The sequence below is a fragment of the Clostridioides sp. LIBA-6622 genome, assembly GCF_056716095.1.
Window position 1 is genome coordinate 40,088 of sequence record NZ_CP196999.1, and the last position, 20,538, is coordinate 60,625.

The following is a 20,538-nucleotide window of genomic DNA, read 5'->3' on the forward strand; positions in this document are numbered from 1 at the left end:
TAGCTCTTTAATTCTACCAGTTAACTCGATATTAGCATCTCAGCCTTCACCGATTTTACCCCCTCATAATATTAACTATTTCTAATTAACACGCCAAAAGTTTAGCTGCTGCCTCAGCGATACCATTTTTTTGGGCATCATTGAGGTCATCCCATTTTGTATTTAACTCGCCTAGAACATCCATAGTTCCTTTTATTTCACCAGTTTGTTTATTCCAAATATCTATATTTGCTAGTTGTTTGAAGGCTTTATTTGTTTTATTTGCTTCTAATGTTCCTTCCTTCGCTGAAGCCTTTACTCCTGCTAAATTAACTGCAATACTTTTTAAAGCGGTCTTTTATACCCTCTGTTTCCAGATATTTATTAAGGGAATAGACTATACCATCATCCAATAAGGATGTCGATTGGTAGTCGTTGAGAGCTTACCATATTCTTTTTGAACTTAGGTCTATCTCTGCTGATTACCCAATCCTTGATATTTTAAGATAATATACAAGTTTCCAAATATATTTACTAATCAAGGCTCTAAGGGCTTTCCAGCATATTCTCGATTCGATTACATATTACTATGTAAAAGGGCTAATTTGTTAACCTGTTTTTTCTGCATTTTGTGTACTTTCTTGCATTCCAACTACCAATGCAATTGAATCTTCCATTGAAGTTCCAAATCCAGCTAATACACTTGCACTTCTTTGTAATGCTGCCCCTACATCGCCTGTTGTAACAGCAAAGTTATTACCAGCATAATTGGCAAGGTCTGAGAACTTTGTTAGATTATTATAATCTTTTCCTGCACCCTGTAATTCAGTACGAAGAGGTTTTAAACTATTAGCCACACCACCATATGCAGACATTATTGATGTTAAATATGTATTGGAGTCTTCCTGTGATAAATCTGAAACATTTGCAAATTGTGCTGATTTTGTAGCATATTCCATCGCATCATTTACATCTTTTATACCAGTTTGAAGTGCTTTTGCAGTTCCTTGTATTATGTCTGTACTTGAACGAGCAACACTTATTCCAGCTTCAATAGCTGAGTCTCTAAGTGAATTTAAATCCTCTGTTGTTCCTCGAAAATTATCTGGAGCAACTTTCATCAAATCTCTGAAACTACTATCTAACTCCACAATTGTTGTCTTTATATTTCTAGCAAAGCTCATCATACCCATACCAATCATGTTTCCAAGTGTAAAGGTACTCATACTGGAATATAAATTTTGAAAAAATCCATTTGTAGTTCTCATACTAGAATTCAATCCTGAGAAACTAGAATTCATACCACTTATTTGAGATTTTATCCTAGCTAATTCATTAGCTTTTTTATCCATTGGTAGATTAGAAAGCTCTCTTAATTTAGCCTCAAGCTTATCAATTCCAGAAGTTGATTGACCTAATTCTAATGCCTTCTGTCTTAATCTATCTAAATCAGTTTGTGCTTTTGATGTATTTATATCAAATTTAGCATTGAATTTAGATTGTTTGGTAGCTGATTCTAATTCTTTATATTTATTTTTTAATGATTCCATTCCTGATATAGCAGCGTTCATTCCACTACTATTCATATTTTTAAAATTTAAATTTTGTATCTTCTTTAAATCACTTGATAAAGCTTTTAATTTAGATGTGTCTACATATCCAGATTTTCCTAATGAAGCTAATTTACTTTGTAAATTTGTAGCATCTCTTTGTAATTTAGCAAATTGGCTAGAAGCTTTACTTATACCAGAATTATTAAATGACTTTCCTCCAAATAAACTATTTTGAGTCTTTGCACTTAAAGCATTAATTTTAGTTAATACTGCTTCTAATTGTTTTAGATTATTTAAAGATGAAGTATTCATCTGTACATCTAATTTAATAGGTTTTCCTTTAGTTGATTCCTGCAAAGTAGCCAGTTGCTTTTTAGCTTTTTCATCATCTAATTCGATACTAGTTCTGATTTTAAACTCTGACATTAAATCACACTCCTTTTTTACATAAAAAAAGACAGTCAATTGACTGTCTTAATAATTTAACTATAGATTTTAACTATATCTTCATATTTAGGTTTAATAACTATTTCACCATTCTTGTTTATAACTCCCCATTTATCATTTATGCATACAAATGCCAATCCTTCTTTAAATGCACATGCACTTTCAAATTGAGGCTTTATAACTATCTTACCTGTTTTATCTACATACCCCCATTTATCTCCAATATAAGCCACTGCTAAGTCTTCACTAAAATCATATAAATCTTGAAATTGAGATTTAATAATTACTTCTCCCTCTCTATTTATTGCTCCATATTTATTGTTTTTACTTTGAAATACAAATAAATTCTCTGATTTAGTATATGGTCTTCGTAATGACTCTTTTGAAATGACATTTTCATTTTTATCTATAGTAAAGTATGAACCCTCTTTGTATGCAGAAGCTAAACCACCATAAAAACTCATTAAAGAGTCATACTTTGGTTCTATTATAAAATTTCCTTCTTTATCAATACAACCATATTTATCGTTTATTTTTACGGCGGCTAAACCTTCATAAAAATGGTCTACTGATTCATATTTAGGTTCTATCACAATTTTACCTTCTTTATTTATAAAACCATATTTATTATTTATTCTAATCTTAGCCAATCCATCACTAAACTTAGATAAGTATTCAGCTTCAATGTTTATTACAACTTCACCCTTTGTATTAATAAATTTATCCTTCCCATCTAATTCAATTACAGATAATCCTTCACTAAAATCTAATGCTAAATCATATTGAGGATTAATAACTATGTCTCCCTTTTCATTTATATATCCATATTTTTCATTATCTCCAGTCCCAAATTGGCAAACAGCTAATCCATCGAAAAAATATCCAAGATAATCAAATTCTGGTTCTATTACAGTATTACCCTTTTTATCTATATATCCATATTTCCCATTTAGTTTAACTCTTGCTATTCCATCCTTAAAAGCATTTTCATTTGGATTATCATGCATTTTTTCTGAGTAATAAATATCTTCATTTGTACCTTCTTTATTATCACTACATCCTACAACTCCAAATCCTAATATACCAATCATTAAAATCAACAATATCTTCTTAAACATAACATCTCCCCCTATCCTGATACTTCAATTATATCAAGTCTAAAGGAAAATTTATACTACAAACACATAATAAAACCAAACTATCTGTTCAATTAAATCACACTCCTTATAAATCAATATAATAAAAAATCCCCTATTATTAAAATAGAAGGATTTTCTATAATATTGATTTTTGAATTTCCACTTAGTTAATATAAAATAGGTATACCATTTTCATCTGTGCCAATGACTGCGTCATTTACATACCACATAGTTAATATAAAACCCTTCAACCTCTATTCCAAGTTGTTTTTTTATTTCATTTACATACCACTTAGTTAATATAAAACTTTTATCGCATCTAATTTCTTCACTTTTTGACCTAAACTTACATACTGCTTAGTTAATATAAAACCCCAAATCACAACCTGTATTCCCAATACATCTAATTCATTATAAATTGCAGTAAACCTTACATATAGATTTTTATAGCTCATTACATATATTATAACATATTTATGGAAGGTAACCTAAATCACCTTCCATATAATTACTTAAAAAACACAGACACAAAAGAATATACTATACCTACAAATCCATCATCCAACAAATCAATTAACCTTTTCAGTTCATCTCTCATATCATTCACCTAACAAACTTCTTCAAGTTCTATAATAGGTAATACTCCAATAAATTTAAGTTTCTTATATATCATCAATCTTCCTTTTTGAGTCCACTTAGTGTTCATTTTAATGTCAGGAGTTCCATCAGCCTTTACAATATCTATTGTTTCTGAGTGAGTATATCCTTTAGCTTGATAATCACTGTACAGTAGCCATTGTCCGCTCTGCTTGAATTGAATTCCTAACTCATGTAGTTTCTTATTCATAGCTTTACCACTCATTCCATAATCTTTAGCTATTTGAGTTATAGTTACTAATCCTTTATTTCTAAGTATTAAGTCTGTATAATCTGCCTTTGGTTTAAGTTCACCTATTATTTGTTGTTGCTTATTATTTGTTATCTCTAAAGCTTTTCTCTTTTCTCTCTCTTCTTTCAGGTCTGTGGCAAGTCTTATGATTGTGTCTGGATTAGATAATATTTCTTCTATATTTGTGTCAGTTAGATATGCTCCATGTTTTCTTACTGTAGGAAGAATATCATCCATTACCCAAGATTCAAATTTTTCTACTGAAGGAAGTTTAGACCTAATTATCAATCTATAAATATCTCCTTCAGGTATTATATTCATAAGTTGTTCAAACCCAGTTATATCAACGAACTCGTGTTTAACTACCCCCTTACAATGTCTTGAAATTGCATCGTGAGGATTTTTATAACCCAACACTTTAGCAATATCGGTAGCTAAAGCATATGGTTTCCCATCTACTTCGATAAATCTAACTTCTCCAAATAAATCATTGTCAAAACTTATTACTTCATTTCTTTTTTCATTACTCATACACACATCTCCCTTTTATTTGTTTTTTTATAAGGAATGGTATATAATATCATTAGAGTTAATCATATACAATGGGGGTCTATTCAAACTTGGCAGGGTGAATAGACCCTTTTATTCCTTTTTCAAACAACATTTAGTTGAATTTATATCATCTATTTGTTGTTTATAGTTACATATTATACCATCTATTTGTTGTTGTCAATGCCTTTATTATTTACTTTAACAACTAATAGTTGTATAATTATACTGGAGGTGATTGAATGAATCAGATTTCAGAGAAGCTAAAGTATTTAAGGTATTTAAAGAGATTGACACAAAAGGAAGTTGCAAACAGCATTGGTGTCACAACAAGTGCTTATGGATTTTATGAACAAGGAAAAAGAATTCCTCCAATAGATGTTATTGTAAAACTAGCTGAATATTTTGATGTAACAACTGACTTTTTATTAGGTTCTTCAAAAGGAAAAGACCCTATGGCATATTTAAATGAAGAACCTTCTGAAGAAATGAAAAAATATATGGTAGACTTAGATTATGCTGTATATTTTGATAGAATTAAAGCATTGAATCATGAAAATTTTGTTACTGCATTTAAATTAATCGACTCATTATTATTTAAACAAGAACGTGAAGAAGAGGATAAATAGGACTCTTCTTTTTGTTTATTAAATATGTCATACATCTGTCATCATTGAAATTACTAATATACATAATACTTGTTATACCATTTTATAGATTAAATCAACATAATAAAAAATCCCCTATTATTAAAATAGAAGGATTTTCTATAATTTCAGCTCAATTAATTATAAAACTATTTAAAGATTTATTTAAAATTTAAAATTCTTATGTTGAACAATTTCTTTACCTTTAGTTGTTAATGTAAACCTATAATTCTTAACAGTACCATCCATGGTAAAATCTACACCTCCATACCTTTCAATGGTAATTATGCCATCTTTGACTAATGTATTATTTAAAAAATTATGTATAGGATTAAACAATTCATCTTTCATGACTTGTAAATTAGCAACTCCTTTAGACTTTAAATATTTAGTGATTCTCTCATCCATATTATATATTTTCTCAAAATTTTCATTTACTTTATCCCAAAAAGTATATTTTTCTTGCAATTCGTTTACTTTTTTATTAAACTCTGTTATATTAACTTGATTTATTTCTACATTAATCTCTTTAGATATACTCATTAAAATACTATCAAGCTCAGATATAATTTTACCTTGCATTATGTTTATAGGAATTGGTACATCATGTTCTGTAATTCCTGAGTGATAAATAGGAATAATGGGGATATTTCTCATCCAAAATGCTCCTGCTTCAAAGTTTATCCAACGTCTTTCTACTGATTTATAGCTAATAAGTATAATTCCTATTGCAGACTTTCTCAAAGATTCTATAATAACATCTATCCACTCTTCTCCCAAACGAATACAATCTCCATCAGAAGAAACAAAAATTTCAATTTTATCTAAAAAAGCTTCTTCTAGTGCATCTTTTATTTCAATTGCAAGCTCTGATTCCTCAGTTATATGAGAAATAAAAATTAATGGTTTATTCACAATATTCACTCTCCAAAATATTATTTGATTTAATCGTACAATATTTTAGGGTAAATTACAATCTAATCTCTAGAGCCTATTCTGTAATATTCATATTTATCATCTACAAAGTAAATCATATAATTAAACATAAACAAACTATAGTTGTTTTCTTTTGCCATCTTAGCCATTTTCATTTTTTTACCTGCCCATATTTCATTATCATAATTGTATATTAAATGTTTTGGAATATCTACTTTATTATTTGAAAAATCATTTTTTTTAAATACTTCTTTATCCTTAACTTTATTATCTGATTCTCTTACATCTACATATGGATAATCCCATTTTTTTGAAAAGTCCATATATTCATCTATATTTTTAAAATTGATTATTAATTGCACATTTATCACTCCCTTAACATAAAAAAGATAGCGAATTGCTATCTTTTTTATCATAATTTTATTTTATAATAGTCTCCAATTTCTATAAGATTCTTCACTATAAGTACACATTGGAGAATTTAACATATCTCCTACTTCATTATGAACACTAAATTGCGAAATAGCAGCAGTTATAACAACTTCTTTAAAAGGAATATGTATACACTTGGCAGTATTATTTTTTATTCTATCATACAACGCTTTAGGCCATAATTTTTCTAATCCAATTGGATTTAATATATATGCATAACCTGTATAAGCTATAATTATAGGCATTTTATAGTAGTCAACAGCTTTTTCTATTTCAAAGTTTAACATACCTCTATCCCAATTTGTATTCTCAGAAACAATTAAAAGCATATTTTTAGACTTTCTCATCCTTTCTAAAAGTCTTTGTTCTAAAGTTCTTTTTTGGCTACTATCATTAACTTGATAGGTTTTTTTATGACTATCACTAAAATTTAAATCAAATCTTTTATCTGTATTCCATTTTTGCAAAAGGCCATAATACTTCATATCTCCTTGAGTTGGATTGATAGTTCCATTTCCATCAAAAGCTACATAAGTTCCATTCCTGTAAGACATTATTGACACCCCTTTAATTTGTAAAAATTTACTTTATCCTTTTTTACTTCATATATAATAATTTTTACTTTTGAAGGATAAGTAAACTTAACTCTACTTATTTTAAAAGACCATATTAATAACTCTAATAATTCTTGTTCTGATAAATGATATTCTCGAAATCTTGTTATTCCTGAACCAAGTAAAGGTATAGCAACAGTTCTACCACTATATATTCTATCTATTTCATCCCAAAAACTAAGCAAGAAATCAATATAATCTCTCATACTTAAATAAGCTTTGTTATCATTATCAAATTTTGAAAATGCAGTCAATAAATAACCATTATATTCAAAAACACTTCCTAATTTATATTTTTCTTTTTTTCCTAATAATCTAGATTCATTCATTCCTATCTTTTTACTATTCATACAAGCATCTGTTTTTATGCTCTCATCCAAATCATCCACATTATCTATATAACGTTTTATAAACATACCATTTAAACTTGTCTCTGATATCACTTTATTATCCACCTGAGTATCAAAATACTCATTAAATGCTATTACTTTTAAATCTTCTTCTTCAAATATATCTGCTATTCTTATTTCAAGGATTGAATTATTTATATTTAATATGGCTTTACACTTAATATTTGCATATATCCATGTACTAATATAAATACATAATAAAAAAATTACAAATACTATGCCAAATATGATTTTTAAATCTTTTGGAATTTCAACAAAAATTAAAATAAATGATATTATCAAACTTATAAATGAAATATCTTTAACAAAGGCTTCTATTACTTGCTTATCAAAAAGATTTACTTTAATTTTTTTTAGCATATTTACTTCTCCTCTACTAGTTACTCTACTATTATAATACAATTATATCAAATATACTTATATTAAAAAACCATTATAATTCTCAATTTCTAATAAATTTACACTATCCACCTCCAATTTAGTAGATAAACTAATACAAGATAAAAACAACCTAAAATAAGTATCTCAACAACCAGAGATGCTTATTTTTTTTAGTACCACGCTAGTCCAACGTTGAAATTCCAACATATGTCCACTGTGGACGCCCTTTATTATATTATATTTCTACTCTCCATTAGTGGAGAATTATTATATCAAGAGGGGTTATTAATTTGGTATACCCTCAATCCCATCACACTCAAAGTAGTGACCACTCAAATATCGAAATAAGCTCTTATGGTAGCTAAACACCAAACAAAATGTTCCTCTCAGGAACACTTGTTGAAATTCCAACACTTTCAGCATAAAAAACCAACCTCTTATATTCGATTCTAAGCAATCAAGGTATAAACACAAGTAATCATTCTCAGAAAGCCTTAGAGAATCTTACAGGAGGTTAATTTCTTAAGCAGTCTTTCATTTCTTTCTATTTCCTTTTGACTTGGTTCACTAAATACTTGCCTTATAAATAATTCAGCATCTTTACCTGATAATTCAGGCATTGCTTGTATTGCTTTAATTTTATATTTGCTCATATTATCACCTCAATTAATAAATATTTTTTTTAACACATCATCTGTTGTCATACTTTTGTCATCATTGCAATTAGTTACCCCAGCTCATCCAATGAAAAAGAGACAATCAAAATTGATTGTCTTTAATATATCTGAATTTAATTATCTTAATGCTTTTTTCTAACTAAATAATCCATAGTCCTTCTAAAACCATTTTGGGCTTTTAACTTGTACGCATATTTAAAATCTTCTATATTACAATATTTATTTAATTTAATTATGTATTTATTTATTACATAATCTGGAATTTTCTCATAGAATAACTCATTTTCTATTATATATTGAACACCCTGCAAATTATATTCATTTATGTATTTAAAAAACTTTTCAATCTTGATTAGCAAATCATCGTCTGTTATCTTTTTAATCATATTAATACGTTGTTCATTTTTCTCTAATATATTACCTCTAAATATTTCAGACGCTTTAATCACACCCGTATTATTTGTGAAATTTCTTAATTTTTCCATATATGTCATCCCCTATAATTTTATTATATACTTTAAAATCTTTAATAAAAACGCTTCAAGATTGTTGTTAGAAATTTCTAAAAATAGGATACGTATCTTTTAAGTATATAATAAATTCTTTTCAATAAAAAATCAAGGGAATAGGCATGAACGTAGCGAAAAACGGATTTAACGTAATTTTGAGAATATATTTATTCATTTTTCGACTAAAAATGATTTTTTTTATTCATTTTCATTTTAAAATTTGCCACATACAAGCGAGGTGAAAATTTCTTTAAAACTATTATATTTCCTGTAAGAAATGGTTGCTTTTATATCTTCTCTTTCTCCTAATATTACTTCTCTATGATTGTAGTCTCTAACTTCTAATAGATTTATTAAAAAACTTTTGTGGCATCTAAAGAAAATTTCATGGGGAAGACTCTCTTCTATTTTTTTAATTTTGGTACATGTAAAAAAACTTTCCGTCTTAGTATGAACTTTTATATACTTGCCCACACTTTCTATACATACTATTGACTCTAATTTTATAACTTTTGTTCCATCTTTCACTTTAAATTCAATTAGTTTTTTTTCTTTAGCTTTTTCAAAAAAATATTTTGCCATCATGCTTTCAAATTTATTATATGAAATTGGTTTTACTAGATAATTATATGCTCCAACATCATAACCCTGTAGAGCATATTCTGTAAATGCGGTTGTGAATATTATAGAAACATCTTTATCTATTTTTCTTATTTCTTTTGCTGCATCTAACCCATTTATCCCTTCAAAATGTTTGAATTCTATATCCATAAAAATTATATCTACTTTAGTATAATTCTTCAACAATTCTTCTCCATTTTCGAAATTAATAATTTTGTATTTATTTTCTTGTAAAAACATTTCTATATATTCAAACATTATAGTTCTCTGAATCTCTTCATCTTCACATATAGCTATTTTAAACACAATAATGCCCCCTAATATTTCTTTTTATACAAACAAAATATTCCGGAATTATCATTTGCTATAACAATTTTAACACTTTTTTAGTGTTCTATAAATGGAAAAATATGTAATATATTGTTATTTAATTTTGTTTTTTATCGTTTTATTTGTTTTTTATAAATTTAAATAAAATATTTACTATTCTACAAATATAATAAGATTAGTGGCTCTTGTTTTATTTAAAAATCTATAAGAGTTACTAATCTTATTATATTTACACCATATTTCCAAAATCGCCAATGGTGGAGATTATTTATTATTTTTAATTAAATCCCCAGAGTTGGGATTTTTTAATTCTTCCAAGTATATATGTCATCTATTTCTTCCAAAGTATCAATCAGAGCATGTACTTCATTGAATTTAGAAATAGGTATGTCTTCCCACTTAGCAACATTATATCTTGCAAAAATTTTAGTTGTTACAGTTATGTAGTCATAATCATTAGCAGTAACATTGTAACCTTTAATATAAGATAACTTTGCTTTTAGTAATTTTGATAACACAACTATATTTTTAGACCTAAATCCAATTAAATTTTCTACTTCATTAATTTTTTCATCCATTCTATTTTTTATTTGGCTGAATCTAATTTCTATCTTTCTATCATTTTCTATTGAGAATTGTTCAAAACCTGCAATCATGCCATTTATCATAACTGGCATTAATACCTCTTTTATATTGCTTGTATTCATACTGAATGACTCAGTTTTACGTATATTTGGTAGAACTTCATCAAATACCCAATCTTGAAACCTCTCCGCTTCTTTCTTTTTGGATTTAAAAATCAGTTTGTACACTCCACTTTCAGTAAGAAAATTCTCTCCTGTATTATGTAATTTTCTAAACTGCATATTATGCATTTTAGAATTAGTCAACTTGACTAACTGATTATCATTAAATTTTCTAATACTGCTGTTAACATCTGAAACCTCTAAACATTTTGCCACATGTTTTGGATTAAATAAAACCTTGCCTTCAAACTCAAATACTTCAACTTCTTTACCTTCAAACATCATCAAATTATTCATATTCTAATCTCCCTTTAAATTTTATTTTCACCAAAGAGATTAGAGCGATATCAATAACCACATACTAACCTCTTTAGTAATACCTCATTATGTAATTATTGATATCTTCTTATGTCCCATATAAACGACCTCGTGTTTCACGACCCCCTTACAATGTCTTGAAATTATATCATTTTGCTCTTTCATCTTTAACAAGGCAGCTATGAAACATCGCCCCCTTGACAGTTATTAAATATATATTTTAATTTTATTTAGTTTAGCGAACTTTTTCTTCTATCTTGTCCTCCGTCATATAAGCTCCATGTTTCTCTTATTGTGGGCAATATTCCTATAGATTCAAGTTTTTCATATATCATCAATCTTCCTTTTTGAGTCCATTTAGTATTTATTTTAATATCAGGAACTCCATCAGCTTTTACGATATCAATTATATTTGAATGTGTATATCCTTTGGCTTGATAATCACTTTCTAATAACCATTGACCGCTCTGTTTAAATTGAATTCCTAACTCATTCAATTTGTTATTCATAGCCTTACCACTCATACCATAATCTTTTGCTATTTGAGTTATAGTTACTAATCCTTTATTTCTAAGTATTAAGCCTGTATAATCTGCTTTTGCTTATTATTTGTTTCTTCGCGTATATTATAATATAATTATTTTAGAATTAGGATAATTAAAATAATTATCCTAATATTGCAACTTTATATTTTATAAAACTTATTACATGAAGTTAGACATAAAGCATATTCTATAAATATCTTAGTTATATAGTCTTTTTTTACAAATTATGCTAATATGTAATAGTATTTTATAAATTATGAAAGGAGGAACTTATATGGGTAAAAAATCTAAAACAGCTGCAATCATTAATGATTTATTTGAAAATTTTTTTATTGATATTAAAAATGTAGATGCTAATGAACTAGTTAATATTAAATTGTATTACATTGATAAAATCATAAGTGTTTATAGGAATGCTTTACAAAAATCGATATCTGAAAGATTAGATGAGATGGAACATGATTCCAATGAACATTTTACAATTTATACTATTCTTGGTATCAAAGATAATGAACATAAACTAATTGATTCTTATCAAAATATAGGTAGATTTGTATTTAAGTATGCTGGAGCATTAATTGAAGATATTGCTATCATCGCACTTGGTGGTGTAGAATATATATTCTATAATAAAATAAGCTCATCTCCAAAAAAATTTCAAATAGATTGTTATACTCATTGGGATAATAAAGCTCATGAAATAAAATGGAAAGATGCCACTACAGATGGAGATCATACTAAAAAAGAAGAAAATAAAATTAAAGGTATTCTATCTGAAGGTCTCATTCCAGTCAGAATAATGTTTTTTATGCCTGAACGAAAACAAGCAAAAACTATACAATCAAAAGTAACTGCTTTATATAAAAAAAATGGAGAAGCATATGTTGGGAAAGATGCTTTTAATTATATTTATAATTATTCAGGAATTGATATTTTACACATCTTTGATAAATTTACAAAAGAAAACAGCAATGGTTTTTCATACTATGATAAAATACAACAATAATATAAAAGAGTAGGTATATAATAATATTTACCTACTCTTTATATAATTTATGAATCCAATTTTTTACTGCCAAATCAAATTTATCTATTATTAAAATATTTTCATCTAAATCAATTGGAATGTCTTCATCACTTACTCTTACCAGTACCATATACGAGCAGTTTTTAGATTCACTTGATTTCTTTAAATGTCCTATTGCTTCACTCAATTTTTCGTTCTCTTTTTGTATTCTTAAGGATATTAATTGATTTGAATCTCCTGTATTTATAAACCCATCTATACCTTTATTTCTTTGTACTGTTACTGCATTAAATATTGACAATATCTGTAACTCTAATTCAGTTTTAGTTTTATACTTATCAACACCTTTTTTCAATAAGGAAGATTCAGTTTTTATTTTTTCCAGTAATCTTTTTTTTGATAGTTCTATTGCCTCTTCACTTATATCTATACCGATGTAATTTCTATGCAATAAACTTGATGCTACCAAAGTTGTTCCACTACCACAAAAAGGATCTAATACAATATCATTTTCATCTGTTGTAATTTTTATAATTTGTTCTAACAACAAAATTGGTTTTTGAGTAGGATAACCTGTTCTTTCCTTTGCTTTTGGATTTAAATATGGTATTTCCCAAACATCTCCTAAAGGTACTCCCTTTTTATTTGCATCTATAATTACATTGTTCTCTTTATCTGTCATATACTTTGACTTACCATGTTCATCTCTAACTCTTTTTTGTAAAATTTGATCAATATTAGTAGTTGCTGAATAATCAATATATAATTTATTAAATTTAAAGTTATTACTCTTACTATAGAAATATATTGTTTGATGTGAGTTTAGTAATCCATTTTTAGAATTTGACCATCTTTTATAACTCCAGATTATTTCACTTTGAAAATTATTATATCCAAATACTTCATCTAAAGCTACTCTTAAATAATGTGATGCTAATTTATCACAATGTAAAAAGATACTTCCAGTATCTTTTAATACACTCTTCATTTTATATAATCTTTCTGTAATATATTTTTTATAATCATCTATAGAATTCCACTTGTCTTCAAAGCTGTATGTTACAGTATTATCCTTGCTCTTTGATTTTTGTTTCTTTTGTGTGAAAAATGGTGGGTCTAAGTAAATTAAATCTACACTGTTTTCATCTAATTTATCTAATATACTCAAACAATCTCCTAAGATAACTTCATTAGTGTATTTACTTGCATTTAAATTTCTTTGCATATATTCATTATGTAATAATTCATTCATTATTTTTACCTTCCTTACTTAAAACTATTTAACTTATAGTATTATATCATATAGTAGCTATTATACAAGATAATCTATTTTTTAATAATTCCAAATCATAATGTATTGATTTGTTCTTGTTCAATCCTATATATTTCATTTTAGAAAACTTTTTTATTTTACCTTATTTTCTTACCTCATCTATCCAAACTTATAAGTGGCACAAAACCTCAAACAATCATATTACTATTTAGTTTTTGTACTTCTCTTCAAGGAATTGTTTTTTAATACTCTAAGTATTTATAATACTCTAAGTATTTATATAATACACTCAACTTTTAGTAATGTCAAACATAATATATTGTAAGTTTTTGTGTTATAATACATTTGGAGGTGTAGTACATGGTCGGAAAAAGATTAAAAAAACTTAGGATTAAATTTGGATTAAAACAACATGAATTAGCTGAATTTCTAAATGTTACGCAAGGTACTATAGGTATGTATGAAAATGAAAAAAGAACTCCGCCTGCAGAATCTATTGTCAAATTAGCTAAATATTTTAATGTAACTACAGATTATCTATTAGGTTATACAAAAACTAACTATTCAGTAAATTTAAATATACATGAAGATACTTCTATAAGCAACATACTTGATGAAAAAAAAGACATTAAATCTTTAGAAGATATAAATAAATTCTTAAAAAATACTAATTGCAATGATGAAGTCAAAGAAGTTCTTAGGAAATACATGCAACTAAATGAAGTGGATAAAAAAGCTATAGATAGAATAATAGATAATGCATATGAGAGACTAAAAGAGGATAATTAATATCTCTTTATTATATTAAAATAATTTCAAATCGATTATTAGTTTATAATAAATATACAATATAAACTGGAGGTATCTTATGAAAAAGAAATCCTTATCTGATTTAGCATTAATAATTTCAGTAATATCAATGATATTAGTAATTTTAGAATTATTAAATATAATTAAAATACCATTAACAGTTATAATCTTATTATTCATAACTCTATTAAGTATAATGACATGGATAAATTATAAAAATAATAAAAAAATACAAATGTCTATTGGAATTTTAATACTTATCGTTTTTATTATTTTTATAATTCATAATTTACTTTTTAATAATATGTAAAATATTATATTTCTTCAATAAAAAAGACAACCTCAATTGATTGTCTTTTAATACCTGTTTCTATCTATTTAGGTTTACGTTTCTTTGTACTAGTTTTTGTATATGATATTCCAGTCCCAGGTATACTCAATGTAGCCGATTTTCTTCCTTTTGAATTAACTGATACTCTAGCACCTTTAACACCAGCACTTATCCCTACACTTTTCTTCCCTAAATTTAATTTTACTCCACCACCTAGATTTATGCTCTTTCTAAAATTAAATCCCACAGATACAACCTCCCTTATATATTTCAAATAAATATACTTAAAATTATATTTGTCATACACTTGTCATCATTGGTATATCTAGTATCTATATCTTTTTATGCTTTTTCTTTCTATATACTACTCCAGCAGCTACTGCTACAGTTCCAGCTCCAACACCATATGTAATATTTCTACTTTTCTCTTCTTCTCTTTTTTCTAATCCATCATCATATATACCTTTTAACTTAGTCTCAATAGACTTCATTTCGCTTGGTACACTAAAATCTTCTTCATTGTATCCTTGATTATATATATCTTCCTTTACTTTAGGTAACTTAACTTTACCATTATCATATCCTTCTTTAAACCAATTAGAATATTTAACATTACCTATAGTTGATGTATCAAATTTTTCTCCTTTGATAGCACTCTCAAATCCTTGAGTATTATAATCATTCTTCAATTGCTCTTGTATTTCATCATAGGCACTATTGTAAGCATCTTTAAACTCAGAATCTATATTTTCTTCAAAAGTCATTTTCTCTTTATCTTTATTACTATCTTCGATTCCCTTAGCTTTATATTCTTCTATCTTTTTAGTCTTATATTCATTGTATCCATTCGAATATCCAGTATCATAAGCACTTTTTAAAGCTTCTTTTTCATATTTATTATTAGATTTAACACCTGTAAGTCCTAAATTATATCCAGCCTCTTCAGTTGCCTTTTCTTCTTCTTCTAATTTAGCTTTTCCTTTTTCATATCCTTCTGAGTACTTTGATTCATATGTATCACTATAATCTCCACTATAACTTGCTGAACTATAACTTCCTTTATACCCATCCTCGTATCCTTGATTATATCCTTTTTCTCCAACAGATTTTTTTTGTTTTTCTTCATTATTAACTGAAGTGGTTGTTGTTCCAGAGCTACTTCCTCCACTAGTATAAGGACAACCACCATTATTATGTAGATGAGCTGGATAACCACCACAATGATAGTGATAGCTTCCTAATCCAGATTTATTCTTATTGTCACGATGGCCTCCAGATGAATCAGTTCTTCCTGAATGTGCATATGAAAAGCTCCCTATACTAATCATAGCCAAACTCATTATTACAGTTATTAACTTTTTCTTAAACATAATATATTTCCCCCTAAAATATTCTATGATTTTATTATATCAGTCAATATATTATGTTTAAACCACTAAAATTCGACAAAGATAAAATCTTATCCTAATGGTACACCTAATTCATTCATTTTAGACTTAAAGCACTTTGGTATCTTAGTTCTTACTTTAGCTTCACTTTCATTCATTATATTTGTCTTTGGTCTAAACTTAGGTTCTTCTTTAGTGCTACCATGAGTCCAAACACTACCACCTTCAAACCCATACATAGGAAAGAAATGACCACCTCTAAGAGAACTCCATCCTCCATTATCTTTTATCTCAGATGTAACAGAATTTGCAGTAATCTCAGCTATTTCGGAAGCATCTAATAAATCTCCTGTTCTTTCATAAATAGTTGGAATAAAACTTCCATAAGCCTGTTTAACTACCTCTTCTTTCATAATTTCCTTCATTTCTTCTCCAACTTCTGGCATAGATGCAGCAATCTTAACTTTAGTATAAGCAACTACTTCGTCTAATGATTTAAATACCATCTAATTCACTACCTTATCTTTGATATTATTCATCTTTTCAATTTCCTCAGTCTCTTTAAGTACTCTATCTTGTAACATTTCATTTTTTAACTGACCTAACTTAATCTCAGTATTCATTAATAAAGATGCAGTTAATTCATTTTCTATTTGACCTATGTGATACATCACAGTTTCTAATTCACTAGATATATTACCATTTATTAAATTTTCTATTTCAATATTTAGTTCAATATTAGTCAACTCATCAACCAACATTTTAAGAATATCTTCTTGAGACAATGCTAAATCTGGATTTTCCATACCAGCCCATATTTTATTTAATATCTCTTCCTTAGTTTTCTTATCAGGATTTCTAACCTCTATGTACTCCTCTTTACCATTCTCATCTACAATAGGTATAATAGCTCTAACCTCATCTTGCATTAATTTATCTACTTGTATCTTATTCATATCTACCTCTCCCTTATTTTATTATTGGATATTTACACTTAATAGAAACTTTACAGTTTCCAGTAAATCTCAATATATTTACACCTCTTCTTAACCTAATCCACTTTCTATTAACAATATTAAATCTATTCTCTCCATTGTCATTTAAAACAGTATAGTATAAATTATCTATTGTTATTTTTTCATTTAACTTTAATCCAGTTATCGTTAAAATATCTTCTTCATTATCACTAATACTAGCATTTTTAATAGTTATATCTCCTTCTTTCAAACACTCAATATCAATTACTGGGGCATATTCTTCATCTACATTAGATACATTATTTAGTTTAATTTCTCTTGTATCTTTAACAGTTATCACCTTTTGAAAGTTTTTATAAGCATAATTTGTGTATGGCTGAAACTCTATTTCCAATACACCTTTTTTATCTTTTGTATACTTTTTTGTTATCTTTCTTGCCTTCAAATAATAAATTTCTTCTATATTGTCAAAGGATATAAATGGTTTAAATTCTCTCTGCCAAAACCAATTGCATATATTCTCTAAAGTATAATCATCCCACTCATAAGCCTCTCCATGTTCACTACACAAACAGAATTGTAATGTTATGGGTTCAATAGTAGTTTCATCCTCCGAGTAACAAGGATTCTTATTAAAAGTATTATCAGATTTAATTGCTTCTTCATAAGGTAATCCGTATTCATTTAAAATATCATCATCGCCCAATGTAACTAACTTGATGTTCATAGATTCACTAGATATATTATCGAATAAAAACTTATCATCTAAAAATACCAATTTATCACCTTCTTTCATTTTTTTAAGTTCAAATCCGATTAAAATTATATTTGAACTTAAAAAAATAACCCCTACTCAATTAAGAGTAGGGCAATTCACTATTTCTTAGATTTAACATCCTTTTCGTCTATTAATTCAGCACCTAACATAGAAGCCATTCTAACAGGGCTAACATCTTCATTTCCAACAAATGCAAATGTTACATATTCTTTATTTTCATCTGGTAAAACATCTAGTGTCATATTAAATCCAGATGGATTTTCAGCAGTAAGATTTAACTCTATACTTCTTTGTGCTTTTGCATTTGGAATAGTCATATATAATACCATATATTCACCATCAGCAGTTTTAGCCATAACATCTGCCTCTACTACATAATTTGGAGCAGTAGATTCTTCTTTTATTTTTATAACTTTTGCTTTTGGTAACTCTTCTAAATAAAATACCGCTACCTTATCTCCTGCATTAAAATCAGCAGTAGATATTGTTATCTCTGTGTTAGAACCTGTTACAGTTGAAGTAAACTGTAATTTCTTAACTAAAGATATACCATCTTTTTCAACACTATATACAGATATACTATTAGTGACTGGTTTTACATTTGCTAAAGTAACTTTCTTAGTACTATCAGAAGTTAATAGTTTTCTTTTACCAACCTTAGCAGATTCTTCAACCATATCAGAAGCTAATAGCATTGCCAGTTGTGGCATTTGTATTACCTCTTGCTCAAGTGCTAAACTACAAGTCACGCTCCCATCAAAGGCAATGGCATTCGCACCTTTCGCTTTAGCATAAACTGATTCTGAATCCAATTTAAAGTTAAAAGCATTTAAATCTGCTGTATAAAAAAGTGGTTCTCCAGTTGTTTTATTTTTTACTATTATATTACTTGCATCTTTTATCGCAAATCTCATTATTTAATCATCCTCTCATTTTTACATAAAAATAACACTGCTATTTAACAGTGCTAGTTTGTATTTTTATTTCTTTAGACCAATGTTTCATCTTATCTGCTCCAATTTGGTATTTAAAAGACCATGCATAACCTAAGTTTTCATTATAATTCTTAAATTGAATTTTAGTCTTATAAATATTAATCAGTTGCCAATAAGTCATTTTTAATATTTCATTTATATGAATATGCCCATCTATATTTTGAACTATATTTATATAATCACATAAATGATATGCTTCTTTTTCTCTTTTTTTTCTTTCCTTTTCTTTGAAGTGTTCAATTAACTTTCTTTCTCTCTCAGAACCAGTATTTTCAATCCATTTATCTTCATCATCTTGGAAGCTTTTTTTATCAATACAAAACATTTCTAAAATTAAATCTGATACTAATCCAAAATCTTCTCTGCTTATAAAAGCATTTTTCTTTTTATCTTCTGATTTGATTAAAATACCAATTTTAATATTATTCATATACTCAATATTTTTAATATCAGTTTTATATAATATAGATAAAGATTTTTTTATTTTATCACTAATTAATTCAACTTTCTCAGAAGAGTTTTTCCTTGATGTTAACATCATTAAATCTAAGATGGGTATAGTGTCATATTTACATTTTAGTTCAAATGATTCCTCGTTACATAGCTGAGAATAACTCTTCTCAAGTATTAAAAACGGGTTGACCATCTCTAAATTAGCCATATCTGAATTAATAAGCTCTTCAATAGTAGGTTGATATATAGTTCCTAGTGTTTCACCTAGTTTAATTGGAAGTCCTGTAATATAGTAATTTTCTAACATTACATATCACCAAAACTTTCAGCAGATACAGTTATTACAAATCCATTATAATCAGTACTTAAATTATACATTTGATATACATTTTCTAACTTAATCTTACCTATACCAGCTATTTCCTCATTTTGAGTTATTATATCGACTATGCAACACATCAACGCAACATCTCTTAGGCCATTTGCTGTATCTTGGCATTCATCATGACAGACAACACCAATTTCTATCTTTGTTTTTTTAACTGTCCTACTTCCCTCAGAACATGGTCTATACTCTGACATAATTATGAAAACTGATATATCTGCTTCTTTTAATACTTTTTCCACTCTTCTATTTAAAAATACCTTCTTGTTTCTAAGCTCTTTAACTGGGTTTTTTATATCAGGCATAGATAAAATATCTTTTTGGGATTCATCATTGTAAATCATAAATTTAGCAAAATCTTGATTTGACATTAGAGTTGTTCCAATATTTGAAATTAAC

Annotated in this window: 25 protein-coding genes and 1 pseudogene; 4 read left to right on the forward strand and 22 right to left on the reverse strand. The window is 27.2% G+C overall.

Going from position 1 to position 20,538, the window contains the following annotated elements:
• Window positions 1-587: 587 nt before the first annotated feature.
• The 4 genes from ACTG47_RS19675 to ACTG47_RS19690 form a co-directional block, all read right to left on the reverse strand.
• Window positions 588-1,958, reverse strand: a complete 1,371-nt coding sequence (locus ACTG47_RS19675; protein ID WP_479927131.1) for a phage tail tape measure protein — start codon at window positions 1,956-1,958, stop codon at window positions 588-590.
• 56 nt (window positions 1,959-2,014) lie between these two features.
• Window positions 2,015-3,097, reverse strand: coding sequence for a WG repeat-containing protein (locus tag ACTG47_RS19680; RefSeq protein WP_479927132.1), 1,083 nt, complete (start codon window positions 3,095-3,097; stop codon window positions 2,015-2,017).
• A gap of 317 nt (window positions 3,098-3,414) precedes the next feature.
• Window positions 3,415-3,573: a hypothetical protein gene (locus tag ACTG47_RS19685; RefSeq protein ID WP_479927133.1), complete on the reverse strand. Its 159-nt coding sequence runs from the start codon at window positions 3,571-3,573 to the stop codon at window positions 3,415-3,417.
• Window positions 3,574-3,725: 152 nt separating this feature from the next.
• Window positions 3,726-4,538, reverse strand: a complete 813-nt coding sequence (locus tag ACTG47_RS19690; RefSeq protein ID WP_479927134.1) for a phage antirepressor — start codon at window positions 4,536-4,538, stop codon at window positions 3,726-3,728.
• 260 nt (window positions 4,539-4,798) lie between these two features.
• Between ACTG47_RS19690 and ACTG47_RS19695 the strand changes: the two genes are divergently transcribed.
• Entirely contained in the window at window positions 4,799-5,185 is a 387-nt protein-coding gene (locus tag ACTG47_RS19695) for a helix-turn-helix domain-containing protein (protein WP_479927135.1), read from the forward strand.
• 183 nt (window positions 5,186-5,368) lie between these two features.
• On the opposite strand, the gene ACTG47_RS19700 is transcribed toward ACTG47_RS19695, so the two are convergent.
• The 9 genes and pseudogenes from ACTG47_RS19700 to ACTG47_RS19740 all read right to left on the reverse strand — a co-directional run.
• Window positions 5,369-6,118, reverse strand: coding sequence for a toll/interleukin-1 receptor domain-containing protein (locus tag ACTG47_RS19700; protein WP_479927136.1), 750 nt, complete (start codon window positions 6,116-6,118; stop codon window positions 5,369-5,371).
• A 62-nt stretch (window positions 6,119-6,180) separates the two neighbouring features.
• On the reverse strand, window positions 6,181-6,501 hold the full coding sequence (locus ACTG47_RS19705) for a hypothetical protein (RefSeq protein WP_227862063.1): 321 nt from the start codon (window positions 6,499-6,501) through the stop codon (window positions 6,181-6,183).
• Window positions 6,502-6,564: 63 nt separating this feature from the next.
• Window positions 6,565-7,125, reverse strand: a complete 561-nt coding sequence (locus ACTG47_RS19710; protein ID WP_479927137.1) for a TIR domain-containing protein — start codon at window positions 7,123-7,125, stop codon at window positions 6,565-6,567.
• Window positions 7,125-7,955, reverse strand: a complete 831-nt coding sequence (locus ACTG47_RS19715) for a macro domain-containing protein (RefSeq protein WP_479927138.1) — start codon at window positions 7,953-7,955, stop codon at window positions 7,125-7,127. Before ACTG47_RS19715 ends, ACTG47_RS19710 begins: the two co-directional genes overlap by 1 nt.
• Before the next feature lie 515 nt (window positions 7,956-8,470).
• Window positions 8,471-8,629 (reverse strand): hypothetical protein, encoded by a 159-nt coding sequence (locus ACTG47_RS19720; protein WP_479927139.1) that lies wholly within the window; start codon window positions 8,627-8,629, stop codon window positions 8,471-8,473.
• Between the two features lie 146 nt (window positions 8,630-8,775).
• Window positions 8,776-9,138 carry a hypothetical protein gene (locus ACTG47_RS19725; protein WP_479927140.1) on the reverse strand — a complete coding sequence of 121 codons (363 nt, stop codon included), beginning with the start codon at window positions 9,136-9,138 and terminating at the stop codon, window positions 8,776-8,778.
• A gap of 237 nt (window positions 9,139-9,375) precedes the next feature.
• Window positions 9,376-10,089 carry a LytR/AlgR family response regulator transcription factor gene (locus ACTG47_RS19730; RefSeq protein WP_479927141.1) on the reverse strand — a complete coding sequence of 238 codons (714 nt, stop codon included), beginning with the start codon at window positions 10,087-10,089 and terminating at the stop codon, window positions 9,376-9,378.
• Window positions 10,090-10,418: 329 nt separating this feature from the next.
• A complete protein-coding gene (locus ACTG47_RS19735) occupies window positions 10,419-11,156 on the reverse strand; it encodes a BRO-N domain-containing protein (RefSeq protein ID WP_479927142.1) in 738 nt (245 codons plus the stop codon).
• 251 nt (window positions 11,157-11,407) lie between these two features.
• Window positions 11,408-11,764: pseudogene (locus ACTG47_RS19740) on the reverse strand (phage antirepressor KilAC domain-containing protein); the annotation flags it as partial.
• 232 nt (window positions 11,765-11,996) lie between these two features.
• Here ACTG47_RS19740 and ACTG47_RS19745 point away from each other — a divergent pair.
• Window positions 11,997-12,728, forward strand: a complete 732-nt coding sequence (locus ACTG47_RS19745) for an ApaLI family restriction endonuclease (RefSeq protein WP_479927143.1) — start codon at window positions 11,997-11,999, stop codon at window positions 12,726-12,728.
• Between the two features lie 31 nt (window positions 12,729-12,759).
• Here the strand turns inward: ACTG47_RS19745 and ACTG47_RS19750 are convergent, their stop codons facing one another.
• Complete coding sequence (locus ACTG47_RS19750; RefSeq protein WP_479927189.1) at window positions 12,760-13,974, reverse strand: DNA-methyltransferase; 1,215 nt, start codon at window positions 13,972-13,974, stop codon at window positions 12,760-12,762.
• Window positions 13,975-14,382: 408 nt separating this feature from the next.
• Here ACTG47_RS19750 and ACTG47_RS19755 point away from each other — a divergent pair, with 408 nt between their 5' ends.
• Both ACTG47_RS19755 and ACTG47_RS19760 read left to right on the forward strand, forming a co-directional pair.
• Entirely contained in the window at window positions 14,383-14,811 is a 429-nt protein-coding gene (locus ACTG47_RS19755) for a helix-turn-helix domain-containing protein (RefSeq protein ID WP_479927144.1), read from the forward strand.
• Between the two features lie 79 nt (window positions 14,812-14,890).
• Window positions 14,891-15,142, forward strand: a complete 252-nt coding sequence (locus ACTG47_RS19760; RefSeq protein ID WP_479927145.1) for a hypothetical protein — start codon at window positions 14,891-14,893, stop codon at window positions 15,140-15,142.
• 64 nt (window positions 15,143-15,206) lie between these two features.
• On the opposite strand, the gene ACTG47_RS19765 is transcribed toward ACTG47_RS19760, so the two are convergent.
• The 8 genes from ACTG47_RS19765 to ACTG47_RS19800 form a co-directional block, all read right to left on the reverse strand.
• Entirely contained in the window at window positions 15,207-15,410 is a 204-nt protein-coding gene (locus ACTG47_RS19765) for a DUF4236 domain-containing protein (RefSeq protein ID WP_021383048.1), read from the reverse strand.
• 85 nt (window positions 15,411-15,495) lie between these two features.
• Window positions 15,496-16,533, reverse strand: a complete 1,038-nt coding sequence (locus tag ACTG47_RS19770) for a YHYH domain-containing protein (protein ID WP_479927146.1) — start codon at window positions 16,531-16,533, stop codon at window positions 15,496-15,498.
• 89 nt (window positions 16,534-16,622) lie between these two features.
• Entirely contained in the window at window positions 16,623-17,057 is a 435-nt protein-coding gene (locus ACTG47_RS19775) for a hypothetical protein (RefSeq protein WP_021383114.1), read from the reverse strand.
• A complete protein-coding gene (locus ACTG47_RS19780; protein WP_479927147.1) occupies window positions 17,058-17,507 on the reverse strand; it encodes a hypothetical protein in 450 nt (149 codons plus the stop codon).
• 13 nt (window positions 17,508-17,520) lie between these two features.
• Window positions 17,521-18,324 carry a phage tail domain-containing protein gene (locus ACTG47_RS19785; protein ID WP_479927148.1) on the reverse strand — a complete coding sequence of 268 codons (804 nt, stop codon included), beginning with the start codon at window positions 18,322-18,324 and terminating at the stop codon, window positions 17,521-17,523.
• Window positions 18,325-18,404: 80 nt separating this feature from the next.
• Window positions 18,405-19,220 (reverse strand): hypothetical protein, encoded by an 816-nt coding sequence (locus ACTG47_RS19790; protein WP_227863445.1) that lies wholly within the window; start codon window positions 19,218-19,220, stop codon window positions 18,405-18,407.
• A 40-nt stretch (window positions 19,221-19,260) separates the two neighbouring features.
• Entirely contained in the window at window positions 19,261-20,061 is an 801-nt protein-coding gene (locus ACTG47_RS19795; RefSeq protein ID WP_479927149.1) for a hypothetical protein, read from the reverse strand.
• Window positions 20,061-20,510 (reverse strand): hypothetical protein, encoded by a 450-nt coding sequence (locus ACTG47_RS19800; RefSeq protein WP_479927150.1) that lies wholly within the window; start codon window positions 20,508-20,510, stop codon window positions 20,061-20,063. The genes ACTG47_RS19795 and ACTG47_RS19800 overlap by 1 nt, the downstream gene beginning before the upstream one ends.
• Window positions 20,511-20,538 lie beyond the last annotated feature (28 nt).

Excerpts from the sequence above, each read along its gene's own strand:
- ACTG47_RS19695 (WP_479927135.1), top strand. The coding sequence starts at position 4,799 with ATGAATCAGATTTCAGAGAAGCTAAAGTATTTAAGGTATTTAAAGAGA.
- ACTG47_RS19720 (WP_479927139.1), bottom strand. The coding sequence starts at position 8,629 with ATGAGCAAATATAAAATTAAAGCAATACAAGCAATGCCTGAATTATCA.
- ACTG47_RS19745 (WP_479927143.1), top strand. The coding sequence starts at position 11,997 with ATGGGTAAAAAATCTAAAACAGCTGCAATCATTAATGATTTATTTGAA.
- ACTG47_RS19775 (WP_021383114.1), bottom strand. The coding sequence starts at position 17,057 with ATGGTATTTAAATCATTAGACGAAGTAGTTGCTTATACTAAAGTTAAG.
- ACTG47_RS19715 (WP_479927138.1), bottom strand. The coding sequence starts at position 7,955 with ATGCTAAAAAAAATTAAAGTAAATCTTTTTGATAAGCAAGTAATAGAA.
- ACTG47_RS19735 (WP_479927142.1), bottom strand. The coding sequence starts at position 11,156 with ATGAATAATTTGATGATGTTTGAAGGTAAAGAAGTTGAAGTATTTGAG.
- ACTG47_RS19770 (WP_479927146.1), bottom strand. The coding sequence starts at position 16,533 with ATGTTTAAGAAAAAGTTAATAACTGTAATAATGAGTTTGGCTATGATT.
- ACTG47_RS19685 (WP_479927133.1), bottom strand. The coding sequence starts at position 3,573 with ATGAGCTATAAAAATCTATATGTAAGGTTTACTGCAATTTATAATGAA.
- ACTG47_RS19790 (WP_227863445.1), bottom strand. The coding sequence starts at position 19,220 with ATGAGATTTGCGATAAAAGATGCAAGTAATATAATAGTAAAAAATAAA.
- ACTG47_RS19755 (WP_479927144.1), top strand. The coding sequence starts at position 14,383 with ATGGTCGGAAAAAGATTAAAAAAACTTAGGATTAAATTTGGATTAAAA.
- ACTG47_RS19690 (WP_479927134.1), bottom strand. The coding sequence starts at position 4,538 with ATGAGTAATGAAAAAAGAAATGAAGTAATAAGTTTTGACAATGATTTA.
- ACTG47_RS19785 (WP_479927148.1), bottom strand. The coding sequence starts at position 18,324 with ATGAAAGAAGGTGATAAATTGGTATTTTTAGATGATAAGTTTTTATTC.
- ACTG47_RS19725 (WP_479927140.1), bottom strand. The coding sequence starts at position 9,138 with ATGGAAAAATTAAGAAATTTCACAAATAATACGGGTGTGATTAAAGCG.
- ACTG47_RS19710 (WP_479927137.1), bottom strand. The coding sequence starts at position 7,125 with ATGTCTTACAGGAATGGAACTTATGTAGCTTTTGATGGAAATGGAACT.
- ACTG47_RS19795 (WP_479927149.1), bottom strand. The coding sequence starts at position 20,061 with ATGTTAGAAAATTACTATATTACAGGACTTCCAATTAAACTAGGTGAA.
- ACTG47_RS19750 (WP_479927189.1), bottom strand. The coding sequence starts at position 13,974 with ATGCAAAGAAATTTAAATGCAAGTAAATACACTAATGAAGTTATCTTA.
- ACTG47_RS19800 (WP_479927150.1), bottom strand. The coding sequence starts at position 20,510 with ATGTCAAATCAAGATTTTGCTAAATTTATGATTTACAATGATGAATCC.
- ACTG47_RS19680 (WP_479927132.1), bottom strand. The coding sequence starts at position 3,097 with ATGTTTAAGAAGATATTGTTGATTTTAATGATTGGTATATTAGGATTT.
- ACTG47_RS19675 (WP_479927131.1), bottom strand. The coding sequence starts at position 1,958 with ATGTCAGAGTTTAAAATCAGAACTAGTATCGAATTAGATGATGAAAAA.
- ACTG47_RS19760 (WP_479927145.1), top strand. The coding sequence starts at position 14,891 with ATGAAAAAGAAATCCTTATCTGATTTAGCATTAATAATTTCAGTAATA.
- ACTG47_RS19780 (WP_479927147.1), bottom strand. The coding sequence starts at position 17,507 with ATGAATAAGATACAAGTAGATAAATTAATGCAAGATGAGGTTAGAGCT.